Raw genomic sequence first — 16,999 nt, forward strand, 5'->3', positions numbered from 1 at the left:
CGACACGGCAAATAGCGACTTGACAATGTTTGTCTAGACAATTATTGTTGCGGCCATGATCGACGTCCGCAAAACACCTGTCTCCGGCCTGTCCCCCTCCCCCGTGACCGTGGCGGGCATTCCTTTTCTGGTGGAAGAAAGCATCGGCTACCAGATGCGCCGCATCGTCTGCATCGTCGCCAGCGAGATCGAGCGCCGCATGGAACCCCTGGGCCTGACCGACGCGCAATGGAAGCCGCTGCTGCGCCTGTACCTGAACCACGAAAACACCGTCGCGGGCCTGGCGCGCCTGTGCCAGCTCGACGCCGGCGGCATGACGCGCCTGCTGGACCGGCTGGAGGCCAAGGGCCTGTGCACCCGGACGCGCTCGGTGGAGGACCGCCGGGTCGTGCACATCGAACTCACCCCCGAAGGTCACGCGGCGGCCGCGCAGATTCCCGACATCCTGGGCGGCGTGCAGCAGATCTGCGCCCAGGGCTTTCAGCCGGCGGAGTACCGCCAGTTGCAGGACTTCCTGCAGCGCATCCACGGCAACCTGCAAGCGCTAGGCGCTGCGGCCGACACGGGCACACCCAGTCTTTCCTGAGAGTCAGCAAGCCATGAACGTCACTTTCGACAGCCCCTCGCACGCTCCGGCCGACACGGCCCTGCCCGGCGCCGCACCGGCCGCCGAACCCTCCTCCAGCAGCCCCCTGCGCGGCGCGCTGCAGTACTTCGCCACGCTGGCCATCGCGCTGCTGGCGCTGCCGGGCCTGACGGCCTGCGCCGACATGTCCGGCATCGCGCCGCACGCGCAGATGCACGATGCCGCATCGCTCGGCCTGGCAGCCCCTGCCGGCAGCGCGGGCGCCGCGCAGAAAGCCTTCGCCGAAGCCACGCTGCCCACCGACTGGTGGCTGGGCTTCGGCGACAGCCAGCTGGACGCGCTCATCGACCGCGCACTGGCCACCAACCCCAACCTGAAGGCGACCGAGGCGCGCATCGCCCGCGCCCAGGCGTTCATCGAGACCGCGCGCGCCGCCGACGGCCCGCAGCTCAACGGCAGCCTGGACGTGACCCGCCAGCTCTACAGCGCCAACGGCCCGTACCCACCGCCGCTGGCCGGCAGCGTGCTCAACAGCGGAACGGGGCGCCTCACCGGCAGCTGGGAGATCGATTTCTTCGGCAAGAACCGCGCGGCGCTCGAATCCGCCCTGGGCAGCGCCAACGCCGCGCAGGCCGATGCCCAAGCCGCACGCCTGCTGCTGGCCAGCAACGTGGCCCGCAGCTACTTCCAGCTGGCGCGCCTGAAGGCCCAACTCGGTGTGGCCGAACGCACGCTGGCCCAGCGCAACGAAACGCTGCGCCTGGTGCGCGACCGGGTGGATGCAGGCCTGGATACGCAACTGGAGCGGCGCCAGAGCGAGGGCGGCCTGCCCGAGGCGCGCCAGCAGATCGAGGCGATCCAGGAGCAGATCGCGCTGACCCGCAATGCCCTGGGTGCGTTGGTTGGACAGCCCAATGCCGCGCTTGCCATTGATTTTCCTGCGCTGAACGCTATTCATTCGATAGCAATCCCCGCCGCCTTGCCGGCCGATCTGCTGGGCCGTCGGCCGGACGTGGCCGCCGCGCGCTGGCGCGTGGAGGCCGCCACCCAGGACGTGGCGGTGGCCAAGGCGCAGTTCTATCCCAACGTGAACCTGACCGCGTTCCTCGGCCTGTCGTCCATCGGGCTGGACCATTTCGCCCAGGCGGGCAGCAAGGAATGGGGCATCGGCCCGGCGATCCGCCTGCCGATCTTCGATTCGGGCCGCCTGCGCGCCAACCTGCGCGGCAAGGCCGCCGATGTGGATGCAGCGGTCGAGAGCTATAACGCCGCGCTGATCGACGCCGTGCATGACGCGGCCGACCAGTTGGCCTCGTCCCGCTCGATCGAACGCCAGCAGGCCGAGCAGCGCAACGCGCAGGAGGCCGCCGAGGCCGCCTACGACATCGCCCGCCAGCGCTATCAGGCGGGCCTGGGCAACTACCTGAACGTGCTCACCGCCGAGACCGCCGTGCTCGCGCAGCGCCGCCAGGCCGTGGACCTGGAAGCCCGCCGCCTGGACACGCAGGTCGCGCTCATCCGCGCACTCGGCGGGGGCTATGCAGCCCCCCTGCCCGGCACTGGCGCTGGCACTGGCACCGGTACAGGCGGTACCGGCACGGTCGCCACGGCGCCTGCCGGCACCACGGCCGCCTCCAACACGGCGCATTGAGCCGTTCTCCCATTCATTCAGACCGCAACGCATTTCCGACGCGAGGAGCCTTTTCCATGAACGCACCGCAAACCCCCGACACTCCCGATACCCCCGCAGATCCAGGCGCCGCCAAGGGGCGCCGCCGCAAGGCCCTGATCTCGCTCGCCGCCGTCGTCGTGCTGGCCGGCGGCGCCTGGGGCGTGTACGACTGGCTGGTGGCCAGCCACTACGAAGACACGGACAACGCCTACGTGCAGGGCAACGTGATCCAGATCACGCCGCAGACGGGCGGCACCGTCATGTCCATCCTGGCGGACGACACCGACTTCGTGAAGGCCGGCGCGCCGCTCGTCAAGCTCGATCCGGCCGATGCCGCCGTCGCGCTGGAGCAGGCCGAAGCGGGCCTGGCGCAGGCCGTTCGCCAGGCGCGCACGCTGTACTCCAACAACGGCTCGCTCACCGCCCAGATCAACCTGCGCCAGGCCGATGTGGCCAAGGCCCGTTCCGACATCGCACGCGCCACCGACGACCTGCGGCGGCGCCAGGCGCTGGCGGGCAACGGCGCGGTTTCCAAGGAAGAGCTGAACCACGCGCAGAACCAGCTCGACTCGGCGCGCACCGCGCTCGCGGCCGCCGAAGCCGGCGTGGTGTCGGCGCGCGAGCAGCTCGCCAGCAACCAGTCGCTCACCCAGGGCATTGCCGTGGACCAGAACCCCAACGTGCTGGCCGCCGCCGGCAAGGTGCGCGAGGCCTACCTGGCCGCACGCCGCACCGACCTGCCCGCCCCCGTGGACGGCTATGTGGCCCGCCGCACCGTGCAACTGGGCCAGCGCGTGGCCGCCGGCACGCCGCTCATGACCGTGGTGCCGCTCAACCAGGTGTGGGTGGACGCGAACTTCAAGGAAAACCAGCTGCGCAACCTGCGCCTGGGCCAGCCCGCCAGGCTCACGGCCGACCTGTACGGCAAGAAGGTGGAATACACCGGCACCATCGCCGGCATGGGCGTGGGCACGGGCTCGGCCTTCGCGCTGCTGCCGGCCCAGAACGCCACCGGCAACTGGATCAAGGTGGTGCAGCGCGTTCCCGTGCGCATCGCGCTGGACGCCGAACAGCTGCGCGCCCACCCGTTGCGCGTGGGCCTGTCGATGGACGTGACGGTGGACACGCAGGACCGCAGCGGCCATCTGCTGGCCGACGCGCCCCGCACCCAGGCCGTGGCCCAGACCGCCGTGTACCAGGACCTGGACAAGGGCGCGGAAGCCGATGTGGCCCGAATCATCACGGCCAATGCCGGCCCGGGCTACAAATCCGCCCTGGCCGCGGCGCCGGCGCGGCAGGCCGGTGGCGCACAGGTGGCGATGGCGCCTGCCGCCACTGCGTCGCATTGAATTGAGCTGACCTGAGTTGACCTGACCTGGCCCCCCTGCCCGGCCCCAGGCACCGAGCCCCTCCCGAGACAGACCCGCTCCGCATTGCCGGAGCGGGCCAGCCGTAGAACCACTCCCACAAAACGCTGAACCATGTCTTCCGCCACCACTTCTCCGCCCCTGGCACCGCCGCCCCTGGAAGGCAGCGCGCGCATGTGGGGCACGCTGGCCCTGTCGGCCGCGACGTTCATGAACGTGCTGGACACGTCGATCGCCAACGTGTCCCTGCCCGCCATCGCGGGCGACCTGGGCGTGAGCCCCACGCAGGGCACCTGGGTCATCACCAGCTTCGCGGTGGCCAACGCCATCGCGGTGCCGCTGACGGGCTGGCTGTCGCAGCGCTTCGGGCAGGTGCGCCTGTTCGTGGCCAGCGTGACGCTGTTCGTGCTCGCCTCGCTGCTGTGCGGCATCGCGCCCAACATGGCCACGCTGATCGCCTTCCGCGCGCTGCAGGGCTTCGTGGCGGGGCCGATGATTCCGCTGTCGCAGTCGCTATTGCTGTCGAGCTACCCCAAGGCGCTGGCCGGGCTGGCGATGGCCATGTGGTCGATGACCACGCTCATCGCGCCGGTGATGGGGCCGCTGCTGGGCGGCTGGATCACCGACAACATGAGCTGGCCGTGGATCTTCTACATCAACGTGCCGGTCGGGATCATGGCCGTGCTGGTCACGTGGAGCATCTTCCACAAGCGCGAATCCGAGCGGCGCGCGCTGCCCATCGACTCCATCGGCCTCGCGCTGCTGGTGATCTGGGTGGCGGCCATGCAGGTGATGCTGGACATCGGCAAGGAGCACGACTGGTTCGCATCGCCCTGGGTGGTGGCCTGCGCCGCGGTGGCCGTGGTGGGCTTCATCGCCTTCATGATCTGGGAGCGCGGCGAGCCGCACCCGGTGGTGGACCTCACGCTGTTCCGCATCCGCAACTTCTGGGCCGGCGCGCTGGCCACGTCGGTGGGCTACGGCCTGTTCTTCGGCAACGTGGTGCTGCTGCCGCTGTGGCTGCAGCAGTACATGGGCTACACCGCCACGCAGGCCGGCGAGGTGCTGGCACCCGTGGGCCTGCTGGCGCTGGTGCTCTCGCCCGTGGTGGGCAAGAACATCGCCAAGGTGGACCCCCGGCGCTTCGCCACCTTCGCGTTCCTGGTGTTCGCGCTGGTGCTGTGGATGCGCTCGCGTTTCAACACCCAGGCCGACCTGACGACCATCATGGTGCCCACGATCATCCAGGGGATCGCCATGGCGTTCTTCTTCATCCCGCTGGTGACGATCACGCTGTCGGAGATCGCCCCCGCGCGCATCCCGTCGGCCTCGGGGCTGTCCAACTTCATGCGCATCACGGCCGGGGCCATCGGCACATCGGTCTCGACCACGCTCTGGGAGCGGCGCGCCACGCTGCACCACGCCCAGCTCACCGAGGGGCTGCAGCAGGGCTCCGGCGTCGTCACGCAGACGCTGCAAGGCCTGCAGGCCAGCGGCCTCACGCCCGAGCAGGCACTGGGCCAGGTGGAGCGGCTCGTCAACCAGCAGGCGTTCATGCTGGCGGCCAACGACATCTTCTACGCCTCGGCGATCCTGTTCATGCTGCTGATTCCGCTGGTGTGGCTGGCCCACCCCATCAAGGCGAGCGCGGGAAGCGCCGATGCGGCAGCGGGCGCGCACTGAAATCCGATTGCTATAAATAACATAGCAATACCCCTTAGTGGATATTGCGCTGGAGGCCTATTTGACCAATAGTGCCTTGTCGCAAGGGGGAAAGCCTCCGATCACCCGGGACGGAAAACGCCGCGCCCGCCGCGCAGCGGCGCGGTCCGCTCAGGTCGCGACGGCGATCGGCATCTCCTGGCCCGCATGCCAGCGCGCCTGCAGCCACGCGGCGAACCCCTCCGGCGCGCGCGCGATGCGACGGGCGCTGGTGATCACCCGCGGATCGCGCACCCACGCCACGGTCGCGTGCTGGGCGATCAGCGCTTTGACCAGCCGCACGTCTTCGTGCGCCATCAGTGCGGCAAAGCCGCCGGCACGGCGATAGGCCGCGGAGGAGAGGCCGAGATTTGCCCCGTGGATGTGCCGGTGGCCGTTGCGGTCCTGGTAGTGCGAGGCGAAGGCCTCGGCCACATGGAGCGGATGCTCGTGCCAGTCCTCGACGCCGATGGTGCCGCAGACCGCATCGCTGGCGCAGGCCAGTTGCGCGGTGATCCAGTGCGACCGAGCTGGTGCCGCCGAGCTGCCACACGTCGATGCGCATGTCTTCATCGCACCAGCCTCCCACCGGCTGCAGCGCCAGCGCCTGCCGCGCCGCGGCGTGGATGCCGTCGCCATCGGCGTGCGCATCGGCCACGGGCGCGCGCCAGTGGCACATCGCCAGATGGCCGCCCCGCTGCAGGTGGGCAGGCACCTGCGCCAGGAACCGTGCGAAATCCGTCGGCGGCAGGTAATAGGCGAGTTCGGCCACCACGATGAGGTCGCTGGGCGCATCGGGCCAGTGGTGCGGAAAGGTCCACCGGCGCAGCACCACGTTGTCCACGCCATCCAGCGTGGCCGCCGCGCGGTCCAGCGCGGCGGGGCTCGCGTCGCAGGCGATCAGGCGGTCGCAGCGCGCGGCCAGCGCCAGGGTGTTGCCGCCAACCGAACAGCCGGGCTCGAAGCCCTGCGCGTACCGGGCGCGGGCAAGCGCGGCCAGCAGCAGGTCGCGCTTGCGGCGCTCGTACCAGCGCGCATGCACGCCCCAGGGGTCGGCGCTGCGCGCGTGGAGCCGTTCGAAGTGGCCGGCATCGGCGATGGGCGTCGCCATGTCAGGCCATCACCCATTCGCAGCGGCCGCTCCAGGCGCGCAGGGCCGAGGGCTGCAGCACGCCACCTTGCCATCCGGCTGGATCTGGCTCTGGAACGCCTGCAAGGCCCTGGCCTTGGTGCGCAGCAGGCCGGCATCCACCGCGATGCACTGCAGCGCCCGCTGCCGCAGCGGCTGCGCCAAGGCCCAGGCCGGTACGGCATCGAACAGCACATCGACGCTGGCGGTGTCCGCCATGCCCACGGCCTCCCAGCCCTCGCGCGTGACGGTCACGCCAGGATGGCGCATGGACACCGCGACGAGGCGCGCACCGCCGTCGGCACCGCGCACGGTGACCAACGCGGCACTGGCACCGCCCGCGCCGGAACACCAGCTTTTTCGCCCGGTCACGGTCGTCAGGCGGCCATCGGCCTCCGCCGTGAGCTGCAGCCCTGCGCCAGCCGGCCCTTCCGACGCCCACAGGCCCCACAGGCCCTCCAGCGGATCGACCGCCTGGCGCAGCGCGGCGGCTTCGCTGGCGCCCAGAATTTCCTGGGCGATGCCGAGCGCGTCGAGGTGGGATTCGAAGAGTTTGCCGACGACCACATCGTCGCCGGCCACCCGTGCGAGCCAGCGAAAGCGCGCAGCGGTCGAAGACGACGGCGGCGATGGGTCGGATTGAAAGGCATGGACCTGCTCCAGCGCGCGGCGCGCGGCGGCACCGGCGGGGGAGCCAAGTTCGGGAATGGAGTCACGGCGCATGCCCGCCAAGCTACGGGCGCGGGTTCTAACGCTGTGTGGGACTCAAGCCTCACGGAACTGCGAGACACCGGCCTCTGCAAAGGGCTTACCGGGGGCCGGGCCGGGTGCTGCGCAGGCGCGCGGGGTTCGCCGAAACCCCGCGCGAACGGCGTCGTTCAGCCGATGTGCTTGGCGAAGAATGCCAGCGTGCGCTCGCGTGCCAGCGTGGCCGAGGCTTCGTCGTAGGAGCCGCGCTGGTCGCAGTTGAAGCCATGGTCGGCGTCGTACACATGCACCTCCACTTCGGGGTGCGCGCGGCCGAACGCCTGCACGCTGTCGAGCGGGATGAAATGGTCGCGGTCGCCGAAGTGCGCCAGCACCGGGACCTTGGGCGTGCGCGCGCTTTCCTCGGTGGTGGTCATGCCGCCGCCGTAGTAGCAGACCGCGGCCGACAGGCCGTTCAGCGCGCACGCGGCACGCCACGTGAGCAGGCCGCCCCAGCAAAACCCCACGATGCCGACCTTGCCGCCGCTGGCCTGGGCCGCATGGTCGATGGCGGCCTGGATGTCGGGCAGCACGCCTGCGCCGGGCAACGCCTCGACCCCGGTCTTGAGGGCCATGCCGTCCTGCATGTCCTGCGCGCTGTAGCCCAGCTCGACCCCGGGCTGTACCCGTGCGAACGTGGCAGGCGCAACGGCCAGATAGCCCCGTGCGGCGAGCCGGTCCGCCACGGCGCGGATGTGCGAGTTCACGCCGAAGATCTCCTGCAGCACGACCACGGCGCCGCGCACGGGGCCTTCTGGTTGCGCGACCCAGGCGGGCACCTTGAAACCGTCGGCCGATGTGATGTCCACGAAATTGCCCATGATGTTGAGACTCCTTTGTCGGATGAATGGAAAGCGAGGGGAGGGATGGAAAAAAGACGCGCCGGCCGGGTGGTCGCCCGGGCCTGCGGGATGCTGTAATGCGAGACCTTTCGCCAACGGTGCATTCTTGCAGGAGACGGCAATTGAACAAAGTGGTACTTGTGACCGGTGGTAGCCGGGGCATCGGCGCAGCGACCGCGCGGCTGGCCGCGCGCCAGGGCTGGGCGGTGGCGGTGAACTACGCCCGCGATGCGCAGGCGGCCGACGCCGTGGTGCAGGCCATCCGCGAGGCAGCCGGCCAGGCCATCGCCGTGCAGGCCGACGTGGCGAAGGAAGACGAGGTCGTCGCCCTGTTCGAGGCGGTCGATGCCCGCCTCGGACCGCTCGGCGCGCTGGTGAACAACGCAGGCGTGGTCGATGTGCCCGCACGGGTGGACCAGATGAGCGCCGAGCGCCTTCGCCGCATGTTCGACATCAACGTGGTGGGCAGCTTCGTCTGCGCGCGCGAGGCCGTGCGGCGCATGAGCACCCGCCGCGGCGGCGCGGGCGGCAGCATCGTCAACGTGTCCAGCGCCGCGGCGCGCCTGGGCGCGGCCGGGCAATACGTGGACTACGCGGCGTCCAAGGGCGCCCTGGACGTGCTCACGCTCGGCCTGGCGCGGGAAGTGGCCGCCGAGGGCATCCGCGTGAATGCGGTGCGGCCCGGCCTCATCGACACCGACATCCACGCCAGCGGCGGCCTGCCCGACCGCGTGCGCGACCTGGCGCACCAGGTGCCCATGGGCCGCGGCGGCACGGCCGAGGAGGTGGCCGAGGCCATCGTCTGGCTGATGTCGGACGCGGCCAGCTACACCACCCTGTCCCTGCTCGACGTCTCCGGAGGCCGCTGATGGACCTGAAACCGCTCATCACGCTGCTCGCCATCGTGAACCCGCTGGCCATCGTGCCGTTCTTCATCCACTACACCGACGGGTTTTCGCAGCGCCAGCGCCGCCGCACCATCCAGGTGGCGGCCTTCAGCGCGTTCTGCGTGATCGCGGCCTGCGCGCTGCTCGGCCTGCAGATCCTGGAGTTCTTCAACATCTCGCTGCAGAGCTTCCAGGTGGGCGGGGGCATGCTGCTGCTCATCAGCGCGATGAACATGCTCAACGCCCAGCCGGCCGAGGCCAAACCCCACACGCATGAGCTGGAAGAAGGCGCGGAAAAGGCCGCGCAGGGCGACAGCATCGCCGTGGTTCCGCTCACCATACCGCTGCTGACCGGGCCGGCCAGCATGTCCACCGTGGTGATCTATGCCGACCGGGCGCAGACCTTCTGGCAGCACCTGGCGCTGGTGGGCTACGGCGTGGTCATCGCCGGCGCCACGGCGCTTTGCTTCGCGCTGGCCGACCCCATCGCGCGCGTGCTGGGCAAGACCGGCATCAACGTGATGACGCGGCTCATGGGACTGATCCTCGCGGCGCTGGCGGTGGAGGTGATGGCCGAAGGGCTGGGCAAGCTGTTCCCCGTGCTGGTCGCACGCTGAAAGTACGCCATGGCCACCGCCCACGCCCGGTTGCTGCTGCTGGAGGACGACCCCGCCATCGCGCGCACGGTGGCCTACGCGCTCGAAAGGGAGGGCCTGTCCATCGTGCACAGCCTGCTGCTCAGGGACGCGCGCGAACAGCTGCGCGCCCGGCCCTTCGACCTGCTGGTGCTCGATGTGGGGCTGCCCGACGGCAATGGGCTCGACCTGCTGCGCGACCTGCGCCGCGACCCGGCGCACCAGGCCACGCCCGTGCTCATGCTGAGCGCGCACGGCGAAGAGCTCGACCGCGTGCTGGGCCTGGAACTGGGCGCCGACGACTACCTGCCCAAACCCTTCAGCCCGCGCGAGCTGGCCGCCCGCGTGAAGGCCCTGCTGCGCCGCGCGGCGGCACCGGCCCCGCTGGCTGCGGCAGCGCCGCCGCAGGGCCCGTTCCATGACGATGCCGCCGGCCAGCGCGTGAGCCTGCACGGGCGGCACCTGCCGCTCACGCGGCGCGAATACCGGCTGCTGGCCTGCCTGCTGCGCGGCGCCGGCCGCATCCAGTCGCGCGAATCGCTGCTCGCCAATGCCTGGGGCGACGACAGCGAAAGCACGGACCGCACGGTGGACACGCACATCAAGACGCTGCGCGCCAAGCTGCGCGAGGCGGACCCCGCCCGTGAATACATCAGCACGCACCGGGGCATGGGCTACTGCCTGGAGTCATGAGCGCGCTTTCACCACACGCCGCCCGGTCCAAGATGGCAGGGGCCTGAGCCATGCGCCTGGGCATTCGCCTGCTGTTCGCGTTCTTCCTGATCAACGGCATCGCGGCGTTCTTCGTGCTGCGCGTTTTCACCGCCGAGATCAAGCCCAGCGTGCGCGAGGTGATGGAAGACATGATGGTGGACACCGCCAACATCCTGGCCGAACTGGCCAGCGACGACCTCGCGGCGGGCCGCCTGGGCGCCACGGCACCGGGCGCGCCGGAGAGCCCCTTCGCGCAGCACGTTCGCCAGTACGCGAGCCGCCCGGTCGATGCGGGCATCTGGGGCTTTTCCAAGCAGACGCTCGACTTCCGCATCTACGTGACCGATGCCGCCGGCCGGGTGGTGTTCGACTCCGAACGCCGCGCCGTGGGCGAGGACTATTCGGGCTGGCGCGACGTGGCGCGCACCCTGCGGGGCGAGTACGGCGCCCGCGCCACGCGCGAGGTGCAGGGAGACGACACCAGCGGCGTGATGTACGTGGCCGCGCCCATCCTGGTGGACGGGCCGGGCGGCCGCACGATCGGCGGCGTGCTCACCGTGGCCAAGCCGACGCGGTCGGTGCAGCGGTTCATCGACCGTGCGGAACGCAAGGTGCTGCGGGGCGGCCTGCTGCTGCTGGCCCTGTCCGCCCTGGTCGGCGTGGCCGTCACGGTGTGGACCGTGTGGCACGTGCGCCGCCTGCGCGACTACGCCCTGAGCGTGCAGGGACCGGCCGACGGCGGGCTGAACACCGCTCAACCCCTGGCCGTGCCGAAGGTGCCCGGCGAACTGGGCGACCTGGCCCGGGCCATGGACCGCATGCGCGTGCGGCTGGAAGGGCACGACTACATCGAAGGCTACGTGCGCGCCCTCACGCATGAGCTCAAGAGCCCCGTGGCCGCCATCCGCGGTGCGGGCGAGCTGCTGCAGGACGACCTGCCCCCGGCCGACCGCGCCCAGTTCGCCACCCAGGTCGTGGAGCAGAGCGAGCGGCTGCAGCGCCTCATCGACCGGCTGCTGGAGCTGAGCCAGCTGGAGCAGCGCCAGCGCGCAGACGGCGCCGCCGCCACATCGCTGCAGGGCTGCGCCATCCAGGCCGTGCGCCAGGCACAGGCCCGCGCCAGCCAGCGCACCATCGATCTGGTGCTCGCGGGCGAGGGCGCGAGCGGCCCGTGGGAGGCCGAACTGGTGACCGTGGCCATCACCAACCTGATCGACAACGCCATCGACTTCGCACCGGCCGGCAGCACGGTGCGCGTGGAGCTGCAAGGCCCGGCGGTGGCCGTGCAGGACGCGGGCCCGGGCGTGCCGGACTATGCGCTGCCGCGGCTGGGCGAGCGCTTTTTCACCACCGCGCGGCCGGGGGGCGAGCGCAGCGGCTCCGGGCTGGGCCTGGCCATCGTGCGGCGGGTCATGGCGCTGCACAGCGGGACGATGGCGGTGCGCAACACGCAGCCCGGCCTGCGGGTCGAGCTCGACTTTTCGCCCTCCTGACGCCTGGCGCAACGGGCGCCGCCTCTGCCGCCCACGGCGAGCGGCGATGCACTTCACCGTGCGCTCACAAACTTCATTTCCGGCTCACGCCGCCTCACCACACTGCGCTCCACATTCACTGGCGGAGAGACCCTTGAAACACCCCCTGTTCACCAAACTGGCCGCGCTCGCGGCCATCACCCTGCTCCTGCTGTTCGGCCTGGGACTCATCGAAGACGTGGTGCGCGACCGCCAGCGCTACCGCACCATCACGGCCGATGGCGTGGCCAGCAGCCTGGCGGGCTCCCAGACCCTGCTGGGCCCCATGATCCACAGCGCCTGCGTGGAAAGCTGGGATGCCGTGACGGGCACCGGCAACGACCGCACCACGGTCGAGAAGCGGCGCGAGTTCGTGCTCACCGCCATGCCCGACCTTCTGCAACTGCGCGCCGGCACGGCCATGGAGGAACGCTCGCGGGGCGTCCACAAAGTCAATACCTACACGTTGAAGGCCCACCTCGTGGCCGAATGGGGGTCGTTGGCCAGCCTGCGGCCCGACACCACGGTGCAGGGCTCTCGCATGCAGTGCGGCGCCCCCGTGCTGATGATGGCCGTGGGCGATGCGCGCGGCATCCGGGCCGCGCACCTGACCGTCGCGGGCCAGGTGCTGGCACTCAAGCCCGGCACGTTCCACGCGGCCTATCCCCGCGGATTGCACGCACCCTTGCCCGAAGCCCTGGTGCAGCGGCGCGACAGCGATCCGGCCCCCTTCAAGGCCGAGATGGATCTGGAACTGGTCGGCACCGAGAGCGTGGCCATCGTGCCGCTCGGCGGGCAGACGCAGGTGCAGATGGAGGGCAGCTGGCCCCACCCTTCCTTCGCCGGCCGATTCCTGCCGTCGGAGCGCACCGTGACCGACAATGGCTTTTCCGCGCTGTGGCGCCTCTCGTCGCTGGCCAGCACGGCGCAGCAGGACGTGGCGGCGTCCCGCCCCGTGTGCGACACGGCGGCGGCCGACCGCGCAAGCTACGAGGCCCAGGCCAGCGACAGCCGCGGCTGCACCGACAGCTTCACCGTGGCGTTCGTCGACCCCGTCAACCCTTATTCCCTGAGCGACCGGGCCACCAAATACGGCGTGCTCTTCATCGCGCTGACGTTCGTCGCAGTGGGCCTTTTCGAGCTGATGAAGCGGCTGCGGGTGCATCCGGTGCAGTACCTGCTGGTGGGCAGCGCGCTGTGCAGCTTCTTCCTGCTGCTGGTGAGCCTGTCCGAGCATTTGCCCTTCGGCGTTTCCTATGCGGTGGCGGCCAGCGCCTGCGTGATGCTGCTGGCCTATTACGCCAGCCACATGTTGGGTGGCCTGCGCCTCGGCCTGCCGTTCGGTGCGGGCATCGGGCTGCTGTACGGCCTGCTCTATCTGCTGCTGCAACTGGAGCAGACGGCCCTGGCCGTGGGCTCGATCGCACTGTTCCTGGTGCTGGGTGCCGTGATGGTGCTCACGCGCAAGGTGAACTGGTACGGCCTGACACCCCAGCGCACCACGCCACCCGCCATGTCCGCTGCAACCGCCCGCACGGAGGCTGCATGATGGCATCCACCTCCTGGCACACCGAGGCCCCCGGCCCCTGCAACCAGCCCCCGGCGTCGCCGACACTGCCCGTGCCAGCCGACACGGGCCTGTCGATGGCCGAGGCGCAGCGCCTGCAGCGCTACCACGACCGGTTGCTGTGCGCCATCGCGGCACGCGACCGTGCAGCGTTGCGCGAGGCCAAGCAGGGAATATTGCAAGCCGCCTACTGGCCCGCCGCGGCGAACACCGGCTCCCCGGCATGGCGCCGGGCCGTGCGGACGCTGTCATGGCAGATGGCGGCCCTGCTGCTGCCGCGCGGGCGCCACTGACAGCGGGCAGTGCGCGGACAGCCCCGGGGCAAAAAAGCGTTCAGGCGGCGACCGCCTCGCGCACCGGGGGCCGTGCAGCCCCTGGCGCCACTGCGGCTTCGTCGCCCGAGCAAGCACCGCCGCAGCCCTGCATGGCATGCGTGGGCAATGCGCCCGGCGCATGCACGGTGCCGGTGGCAGGGTCGAAGCCGACGCGGCGCAAGTGCAGGGCCAGCGCGGCGTCCATGGTCTGCGTGTGCTGTGGAAACCACAGGGCCAGCTCCGCGGCCATGCGGCGCAGCACCGGCAGCTCGCCCGCTTCGGCCTGCGCCGTGCCTTCGCGCAGCACCTGCAGCACGACCTTGTGCTGCAGGCTATGGCAGTTGCCTGAGGCGAACCGGGTGGAAGCCATCCAGGCGTCCTCGCGGGCGAAGTGATCTGCGGTGTGGTCCACCAGCGCCCGCCACGCGCCGAGCAGTTGCGCGTCGGCGGCGGCCTCCACGGCGCCCAGCAGTTCCACGAACTCCTGGTGGGTTTCATCCATGAGGGGGAGGTCGAGGGCGAGGCCCTCGGACCATTGCAGTGCAGCCCTTTCCAAGTCCTTGCAGTCCAGTGGAAGGCCAGCTTAAGAGGCCCTGCAGCATCGGGCTTTGACGCAGGTCAGAGCGGCTGCGGTGAGGCCCGCTGCCGACATAATGCACCGATGACCCAGCCGCCCTCCCCCCGTTCTGCTGCCACCGCAACGCCGTCGCACGAAGCGGCGCGGGTCGCGGCGCTCAAGGCGCTGGAGGTGATGGATTCGGCGCCCGAGCCGACCTTCGACGACCTGGTCTGGCTCGCCAGCCAGTTTTGCGAAGCCCCCATCGCGCTGGTGTCGCTGGTGGACGAAAACCGCCAGTGGTTCAAGGCCAGCTGCGGACTGCTGGCGCCGCAAACGCCGCGCGAATTCGCGTTCTGCGCCCATGCGCTGGCGTCCACCGACATCCTGGAAGTACCCAACGCGCTGGCGGACTCCCGGTTTGCCAACAATCCGCTGGTGCTCGGAGAACCGCACATCCGCTTTTATGCCGGGGCCCCGCTGGTGGGGCGCGCCGGCCACATCTACGGCACCCTGTGCGTCATCGACCAAAAGCCCCGCCGGCTGTCCGACCGGCAGCGGGATGCGCTTGGGCGGCTGTCCCGGCAGGTCGTCAGCCAGCTCGAAGCGCGGCAGGACCGGCGCGAAGCACAGGTCCAGGCCAGCACCTTGAGCCGGCTGCTCGAAGCCATGCCCGATGCGGTCGTATCGTACGGCCCGGATGGCCTGCTGGGGGAGTTCAACCACGCTGCCAGGGCCTGGCACGGCACCGACCCCCGTTCGCTGCCTGCTGCCGAATGGGCGGAGCATTTCGATCTGTTCGATGCCTCGGGCAACCAGTTGCTGGCCGCCGAACACATTCCGCTTCTGGCGGCCTGGCGGGGCGAAAACGTGCGCGGCTTCGAACTGGTCATCAAAGCCAGTGGCCAGCTGCCCCGTACAGTGCTTTGCAACGCCTCGCCGCTGGTCCAAGGAGACGGCACCCCGATGGGCGCGGTGTGCGTGATGCACGACGTGACGGCGCTGCGCACGGCCACGCGCGCAGCCGCGATCGCAGCCCAGCGGTTTTCGGGCGCCTTCGTTGCCGCCACGCACGGGATCGCCCTCGTCTCGCCCACGGGCCGCTGGGTCGAGGTCAACGATGCGCTCTGCAGCATGCTGGGTTACACGCGGGAAGAACTGCTTCACATCGACGTGCGACAGCTCACCCACCCGGACGATCTCACCTCGCACCGCAGCCACGTCGATCGGCTGTTGCGCAAGGAAGCGCAGAACTACCAGCTGAGCAAGCGCTACCTGCGAAAGGACGGCGCAACGGTGTGGGCCCACCTGGCGGTCTCTCTGGTGCGCGACGAACTCGGCCAGCCCCTGCACTTCGTGGCACAGATCCAGAACGTCACCGAGCAGCGCAAGCTGGAGCAACAGATGGCGCTCGGGTCAGCGCGGCTGGAGCGGGCGCTGGCGGGGGCGCAGCTCGGCCTTTGGGAGCTGGACATCGCGCAGATGACGCTGCAGGTGGACGCCCGCGGAGCGGCCATGCTGGGTTTCGGCGATGCCGATGTCATCAAGACCGTGCCGCAATGGAATGCCGTGCTTCACCCCCACGACCAGGCCGTCAACGTGGACGCCTTTCGCCGCCATCTCCGCGGCGAGACGGACATCTACGAAAACGAGTTCAGGGTGCAGGCCCCCGGCGGGCACTGGATCTGGCTGTTTTCGCGGGGCAAGGTCATAAAGCGCAGTGCCGCGGGCGATCCGGCCACGCTCATCGGCACCTTCATGGATGTCACGCAGCGCAAGAACGACGAAGAGGCTTTGGCCCGCGCTGCGATGCTGCTGAGGCAGTCGGGCGCGATGGCACGTGTCGGCGGCTGGACGCTCGATGTCGCCTCGGGCGAGGCCGCGTGGACGGACGAGGTTTACCGCATCCACGACCTGGAGCCGCAAGGCTCGCCCGACCTTGCCCAGGCGCTCGCCTTCTACACCGAAACCTCACGCCCTCTCATCACCTCGGCCGTGGAGCGATGCATCAGCGACGGCACGCCGTGGGATCTGGAGCTGGAACTGTTGTCCGCCAAAGGGCGACACCTCTGGGTCCGCGCCCAGGGCGAGCCGGTCTATCAGGACGGCGAGATCGTGCGCCTGAGCGGCGCCTTCCAGGACATCACGGAGAGAAAGCAGTCGCAACTGCAGTTGCAGCGCCTCAATGCGACCTTGGCGGAGCTGTCCTATACGGATGCGCTCACCGGGCTGGGTAACCGCCGCCTGTTCGACGAGGCACTCGGCGTCGAATGGAGCCGGGCGCGCCGGCAGGCGTCGTGCATGTCGCTGCTGATGATCGACATCGACCATTTCAAGCACTACAACGATGTGCACGGCCACCCTGCAGGCGATGAATGCCTGCGGCAGGTAGGCGCCGTATTGCAGGGCACCTTGTTTCGGGCCCATGAGAAACCGATGCGCTACGGGGGCGAGGAATTCGTGGTCCTGCTGCCCGACACCACGGGCGATGAAGCCCAGATCGTGGCCCAGCGGGTGCTGGCGGCGTTCGAGCAAGCCGCCATTGCCCATGGGGCCTCGCCTCTCGGGCCGAACGTGACGTTGAGTGTGGGCGTGGCGGCGCTGCGGCCCGGCCCCGACATGCACGAGCGGGACCTGGTATGCCGTGCGGACCAGGCGCTGTACCAAGCCAAGAGCGCCGGACGCGCCCGGTTCGTTTTCTGGAGCGAATGAACGGCTGCTGCGAGCCGTTGGGGTACCGCCCGCACCATGAAAAAAGGGCTCCGCAATGC

15 protein-coding genes and 1 pseudogene are annotated in these 16,999 nt (G+C 70.0%); 11 read left to right on the forward strand and 5 right to left on the reverse strand.

The window, feature by feature from the left end:
- The first annotated feature begins 55 nt into the window (after nt 1-55).
- From AVHM3334_RS08290 to AVHM3334_RS08305, 4 genes are all read left to right on the forward strand, one after another.
- Nucleotides 56-586, forward strand: coding sequence for a MarR family winged helix-turn-helix transcriptional regulator (locus tag AVHM3334_RS08290; RefSeq protein WP_284411274.1), 531 nt, complete (start codon nt 56-58; stop codon nt 584-586).
- A 13-nt stretch (nt 587-599) separates the two neighbouring features.
- Nucleotides 600-2,237 (forward strand): efflux transporter outer membrane subunit, encoded by a 1,638-nt coding sequence (locus AVHM3334_RS08295; RefSeq protein WP_284411276.1) that lies wholly within the window; start codon nt 600-602, stop codon nt 2,235-2,237.
- A 56-nt stretch (nt 2,238-2,293) separates the two neighbouring features.
- Nucleotides 2,294-3,607 (forward strand): HlyD family secretion protein, encoded by a 1,314-nt coding sequence (locus AVHM3334_RS08300; protein WP_284411278.1) that lies wholly within the window; start codon nt 2,294-2,296, stop codon nt 3,605-3,607.
- A gap of 132 nt (nt 3,608-3,739) precedes the next feature.
- Nucleotides 3,740-5,308, forward strand: a complete 1,569-nt coding sequence (locus AVHM3334_RS08305; protein WP_284411280.1) for a DHA2 family efflux MFS transporter permease subunit — start codon at nt 3,740-3,742, stop codon at nt 5,306-5,308.
- Nucleotides 5,309-5,458: 150 nt separating this feature from the next.
- Here AVHM3334_RS08305 and AVHM3334_RS08310 read toward each other — a convergent pair whose 3' ends face one another.
- The 4 genes and pseudogenes from AVHM3334_RS08310 to AVHM3334_RS08320 form a co-directional block, all read right to left on the reverse strand.
- Nucleotides 5,459-5,899 carry a glycosyltransferase family 2 protein gene (locus tag AVHM3334_RS08310; RefSeq protein WP_284411282.1) on the reverse strand — a complete coding sequence of 147 codons (441 nt, stop codon included), beginning with the start codon at nt 5,897-5,899 and terminating at the stop codon, nt 5,459-5,461.
- A 118-nt stretch (nt 5,900-6,017) separates the two neighbouring features.
- Nucleotides 6,018-6,437: pseudogene (locus AVHM3334_RS23875) on the reverse strand (class I SAM-dependent methyltransferase); the annotation flags it as partial.
- A gap of 9 nt (nt 6,438-6,446) precedes the next feature.
- On the reverse strand, nt 6,447-7,178 hold the full coding sequence (locus AVHM3334_RS08315; protein WP_284411284.1) for an acyl-CoA dehydrogenase family protein: 732 nt from the start codon (nt 7,176-7,178) through the stop codon (nt 6,447-6,449).
- A 155-nt stretch (nt 7,179-7,333) separates the two neighbouring features.
- Entirely contained in the window at nt 7,334-8,023 is a 690-nt protein-coding gene (locus AVHM3334_RS08320) for a dienelactone hydrolase family protein (RefSeq protein ID WP_284411286.1), read from the reverse strand.
- Nucleotides 8,024-8,166: 143 nt separating this feature from the next.
- Between AVHM3334_RS08320 and AVHM3334_RS08325 the strand changes: the two genes are divergently transcribed.
- The 6 genes from AVHM3334_RS08325 to AVHM3334_RS08350 all read left to right on the forward strand — a co-directional run bounded on the left by AVHM3334_RS08325 (nt 8,167) and on the right by AVHM3334_RS08350 (nt 13,651).
- Entirely contained in the window at nt 8,167-8,913 is a 747-nt protein-coding gene (locus AVHM3334_RS08325; protein ID WP_284411288.1) for an SDR family oxidoreductase, read from the forward strand.
- Entirely contained in the window at nt 8,913-9,548 is a 636-nt protein-coding gene (locus tag AVHM3334_RS08330) for a MarC family protein (RefSeq protein ID WP_272565846.1), read from the forward strand. The genes AVHM3334_RS08325 and AVHM3334_RS08330 overlap by 1 nt, the downstream gene beginning before the upstream one ends.
- Before the next feature lie 9 nt (nt 9,549-9,557).
- The gene (locus AVHM3334_RS08335; protein WP_284411289.1) at nt 9,558-10,259 is read left to right on the forward strand and encodes a winged helix-turn-helix domain-containing protein; all 702 of its coding nucleotides are present in this window, start codon (nt 9,558-9,560) and stop codon (nt 10,257-10,259) included.
- 50 nt (nt 10,260-10,309) lie between these two features.
- Nucleotides 10,310-11,773, forward strand: a complete 1,464-nt coding sequence (gene creC, locus AVHM3334_RS08340) for a two-component system sensor histidine kinase CreC (RefSeq protein WP_284411290.1) — start codon at nt 10,310-10,312, stop codon at nt 11,771-11,773.
- 133 nt (nt 11,774-11,906) lie between these two features.
- Nucleotides 11,907-13,340, forward strand: coding sequence for a cell envelope integrity protein CreD (gene creD / locus AVHM3334_RS08345; RefSeq protein WP_284411292.1), 1,434 nt, complete (start codon nt 11,907-11,909; stop codon nt 13,338-13,340).
- Nucleotides 13,337-13,651 (forward strand): hypothetical protein, encoded by a 315-nt coding sequence (locus AVHM3334_RS08350; protein WP_284411294.1) that lies wholly within the window; start codon nt 13,337-13,339, stop codon nt 13,649-13,651. Before creD ends, AVHM3334_RS08350 begins: the two co-directional genes overlap by 4 nt.
- 40 nt (nt 13,652-13,691) lie before the next feature.
- Here the strand turns inward: AVHM3334_RS08350 and AVHM3334_RS08355 are convergent, their stop codons facing one another.
- Nucleotides 13,692-14,228, reverse strand: a complete 537-nt coding sequence (locus AVHM3334_RS08355) for a hemerythrin domain-containing protein (protein ID WP_284411296.1) — start codon at nt 14,226-14,228, stop codon at nt 13,692-13,694.
- A gap of 105 nt (nt 14,229-14,333) precedes the next feature.
- Here AVHM3334_RS08355 and AVHM3334_RS08360 point away from each other — a divergent pair, with 105 nt between their 5' ends.
- On the forward strand, nt 14,334-16,940 hold the full coding sequence (locus tag AVHM3334_RS08360) for a PAS domain S-box protein (protein WP_284411298.1): 2,607 nt from the start codon (nt 14,334-14,336) through the stop codon (nt 16,938-16,940).
- The last annotated feature ends 59 nt before the right edge of the window (nt 16,941-16,999 follow it).

The sequence above is a fragment of the Acidovorax sp. SUPP3334 genome (genome assembly GCF_030159055.1).
GTDB lineage: Bacteria > Pseudomonadota > Gammaproteobacteria > Burkholderiales > Burkholderiaceae_C > Paracidovorax.

Coding starts and splice junctions, on each gene's coding strand:
- AVHM3334_RS08360 (WP_284411298.1), top strand. CDS start 14,334: ATGACCCAGCCGCCCTCCCCCCGTTCTGCTGCCACCGCAACGCCGTCG.
- AVHM3334_RS08295 (WP_284411276.1), top strand. CDS start 600: ATGAACGTCACTTTCGACAGCCCCTCGCACGCTCCGGCCGACACGGCC.
- AVHM3334_RS08320 (WP_284411286.1), bottom strand. CDS start 8,023: ATGGGCAATTTCGTGGACATCACATCGGCCGACGGTTTCAAGGTGCCC.
- AVHM3334_RS08305 (WP_284411280.1), top strand. CDS start 3,740: ATGTCTTCCGCCACCACTTCTCCGCCCCTGGCACCGCCGCCCCTGGAA.
- AVHM3334_RS08300 (WP_284411278.1), top strand. CDS start 2,294: ATGAACGCACCGCAAACCCCCGACACTCCCGATACCCCCGCAGATCCA.
- AVHM3334_RS08335 (WP_284411289.1), top strand. CDS start 9,558: ATGGCCACCGCCCACGCCCGGTTGCTGCTGCTGGAGGACGACCCCGCC.
- creC (WP_284411290.1), top strand. CDS start 10,310: ATGCGCCTGGGCATTCGCCTGCTGTTCGCGTTCTTCCTGATCAACGGC.
- AVHM3334_RS08310 (WP_284411282.1), bottom strand. CDS start 5,899: ATGAAGACATGCGCATCGACGTGTGGCAGCTCGGCGGCACCAGCTCGG.
- AVHM3334_RS08350 (WP_284411294.1), top strand. CDS start 13,337: ATGATGGCATCCACCTCCTGGCACACCGAGGCCCCCGGCCCCTGCAAC.
- AVHM3334_RS08290 (WP_284411274.1), top strand. CDS start 56: ATGATCGACGTCCGCAAAACACCTGTCTCCGGCCTGTCCCCCTCCCCC.
- AVHM3334_RS08315 (WP_284411284.1), bottom strand. CDS start 7,178: ATGCGCCGTGACTCCATTCCCGAACTTGGCTCCCCCGCCGGTGCCGCC.
- AVHM3334_RS08330 (WP_272565846.1), top strand. CDS start 8,913: ATGGACCTGAAACCGCTCATCACGCTGCTCGCCATCGTGAACCCGCTG.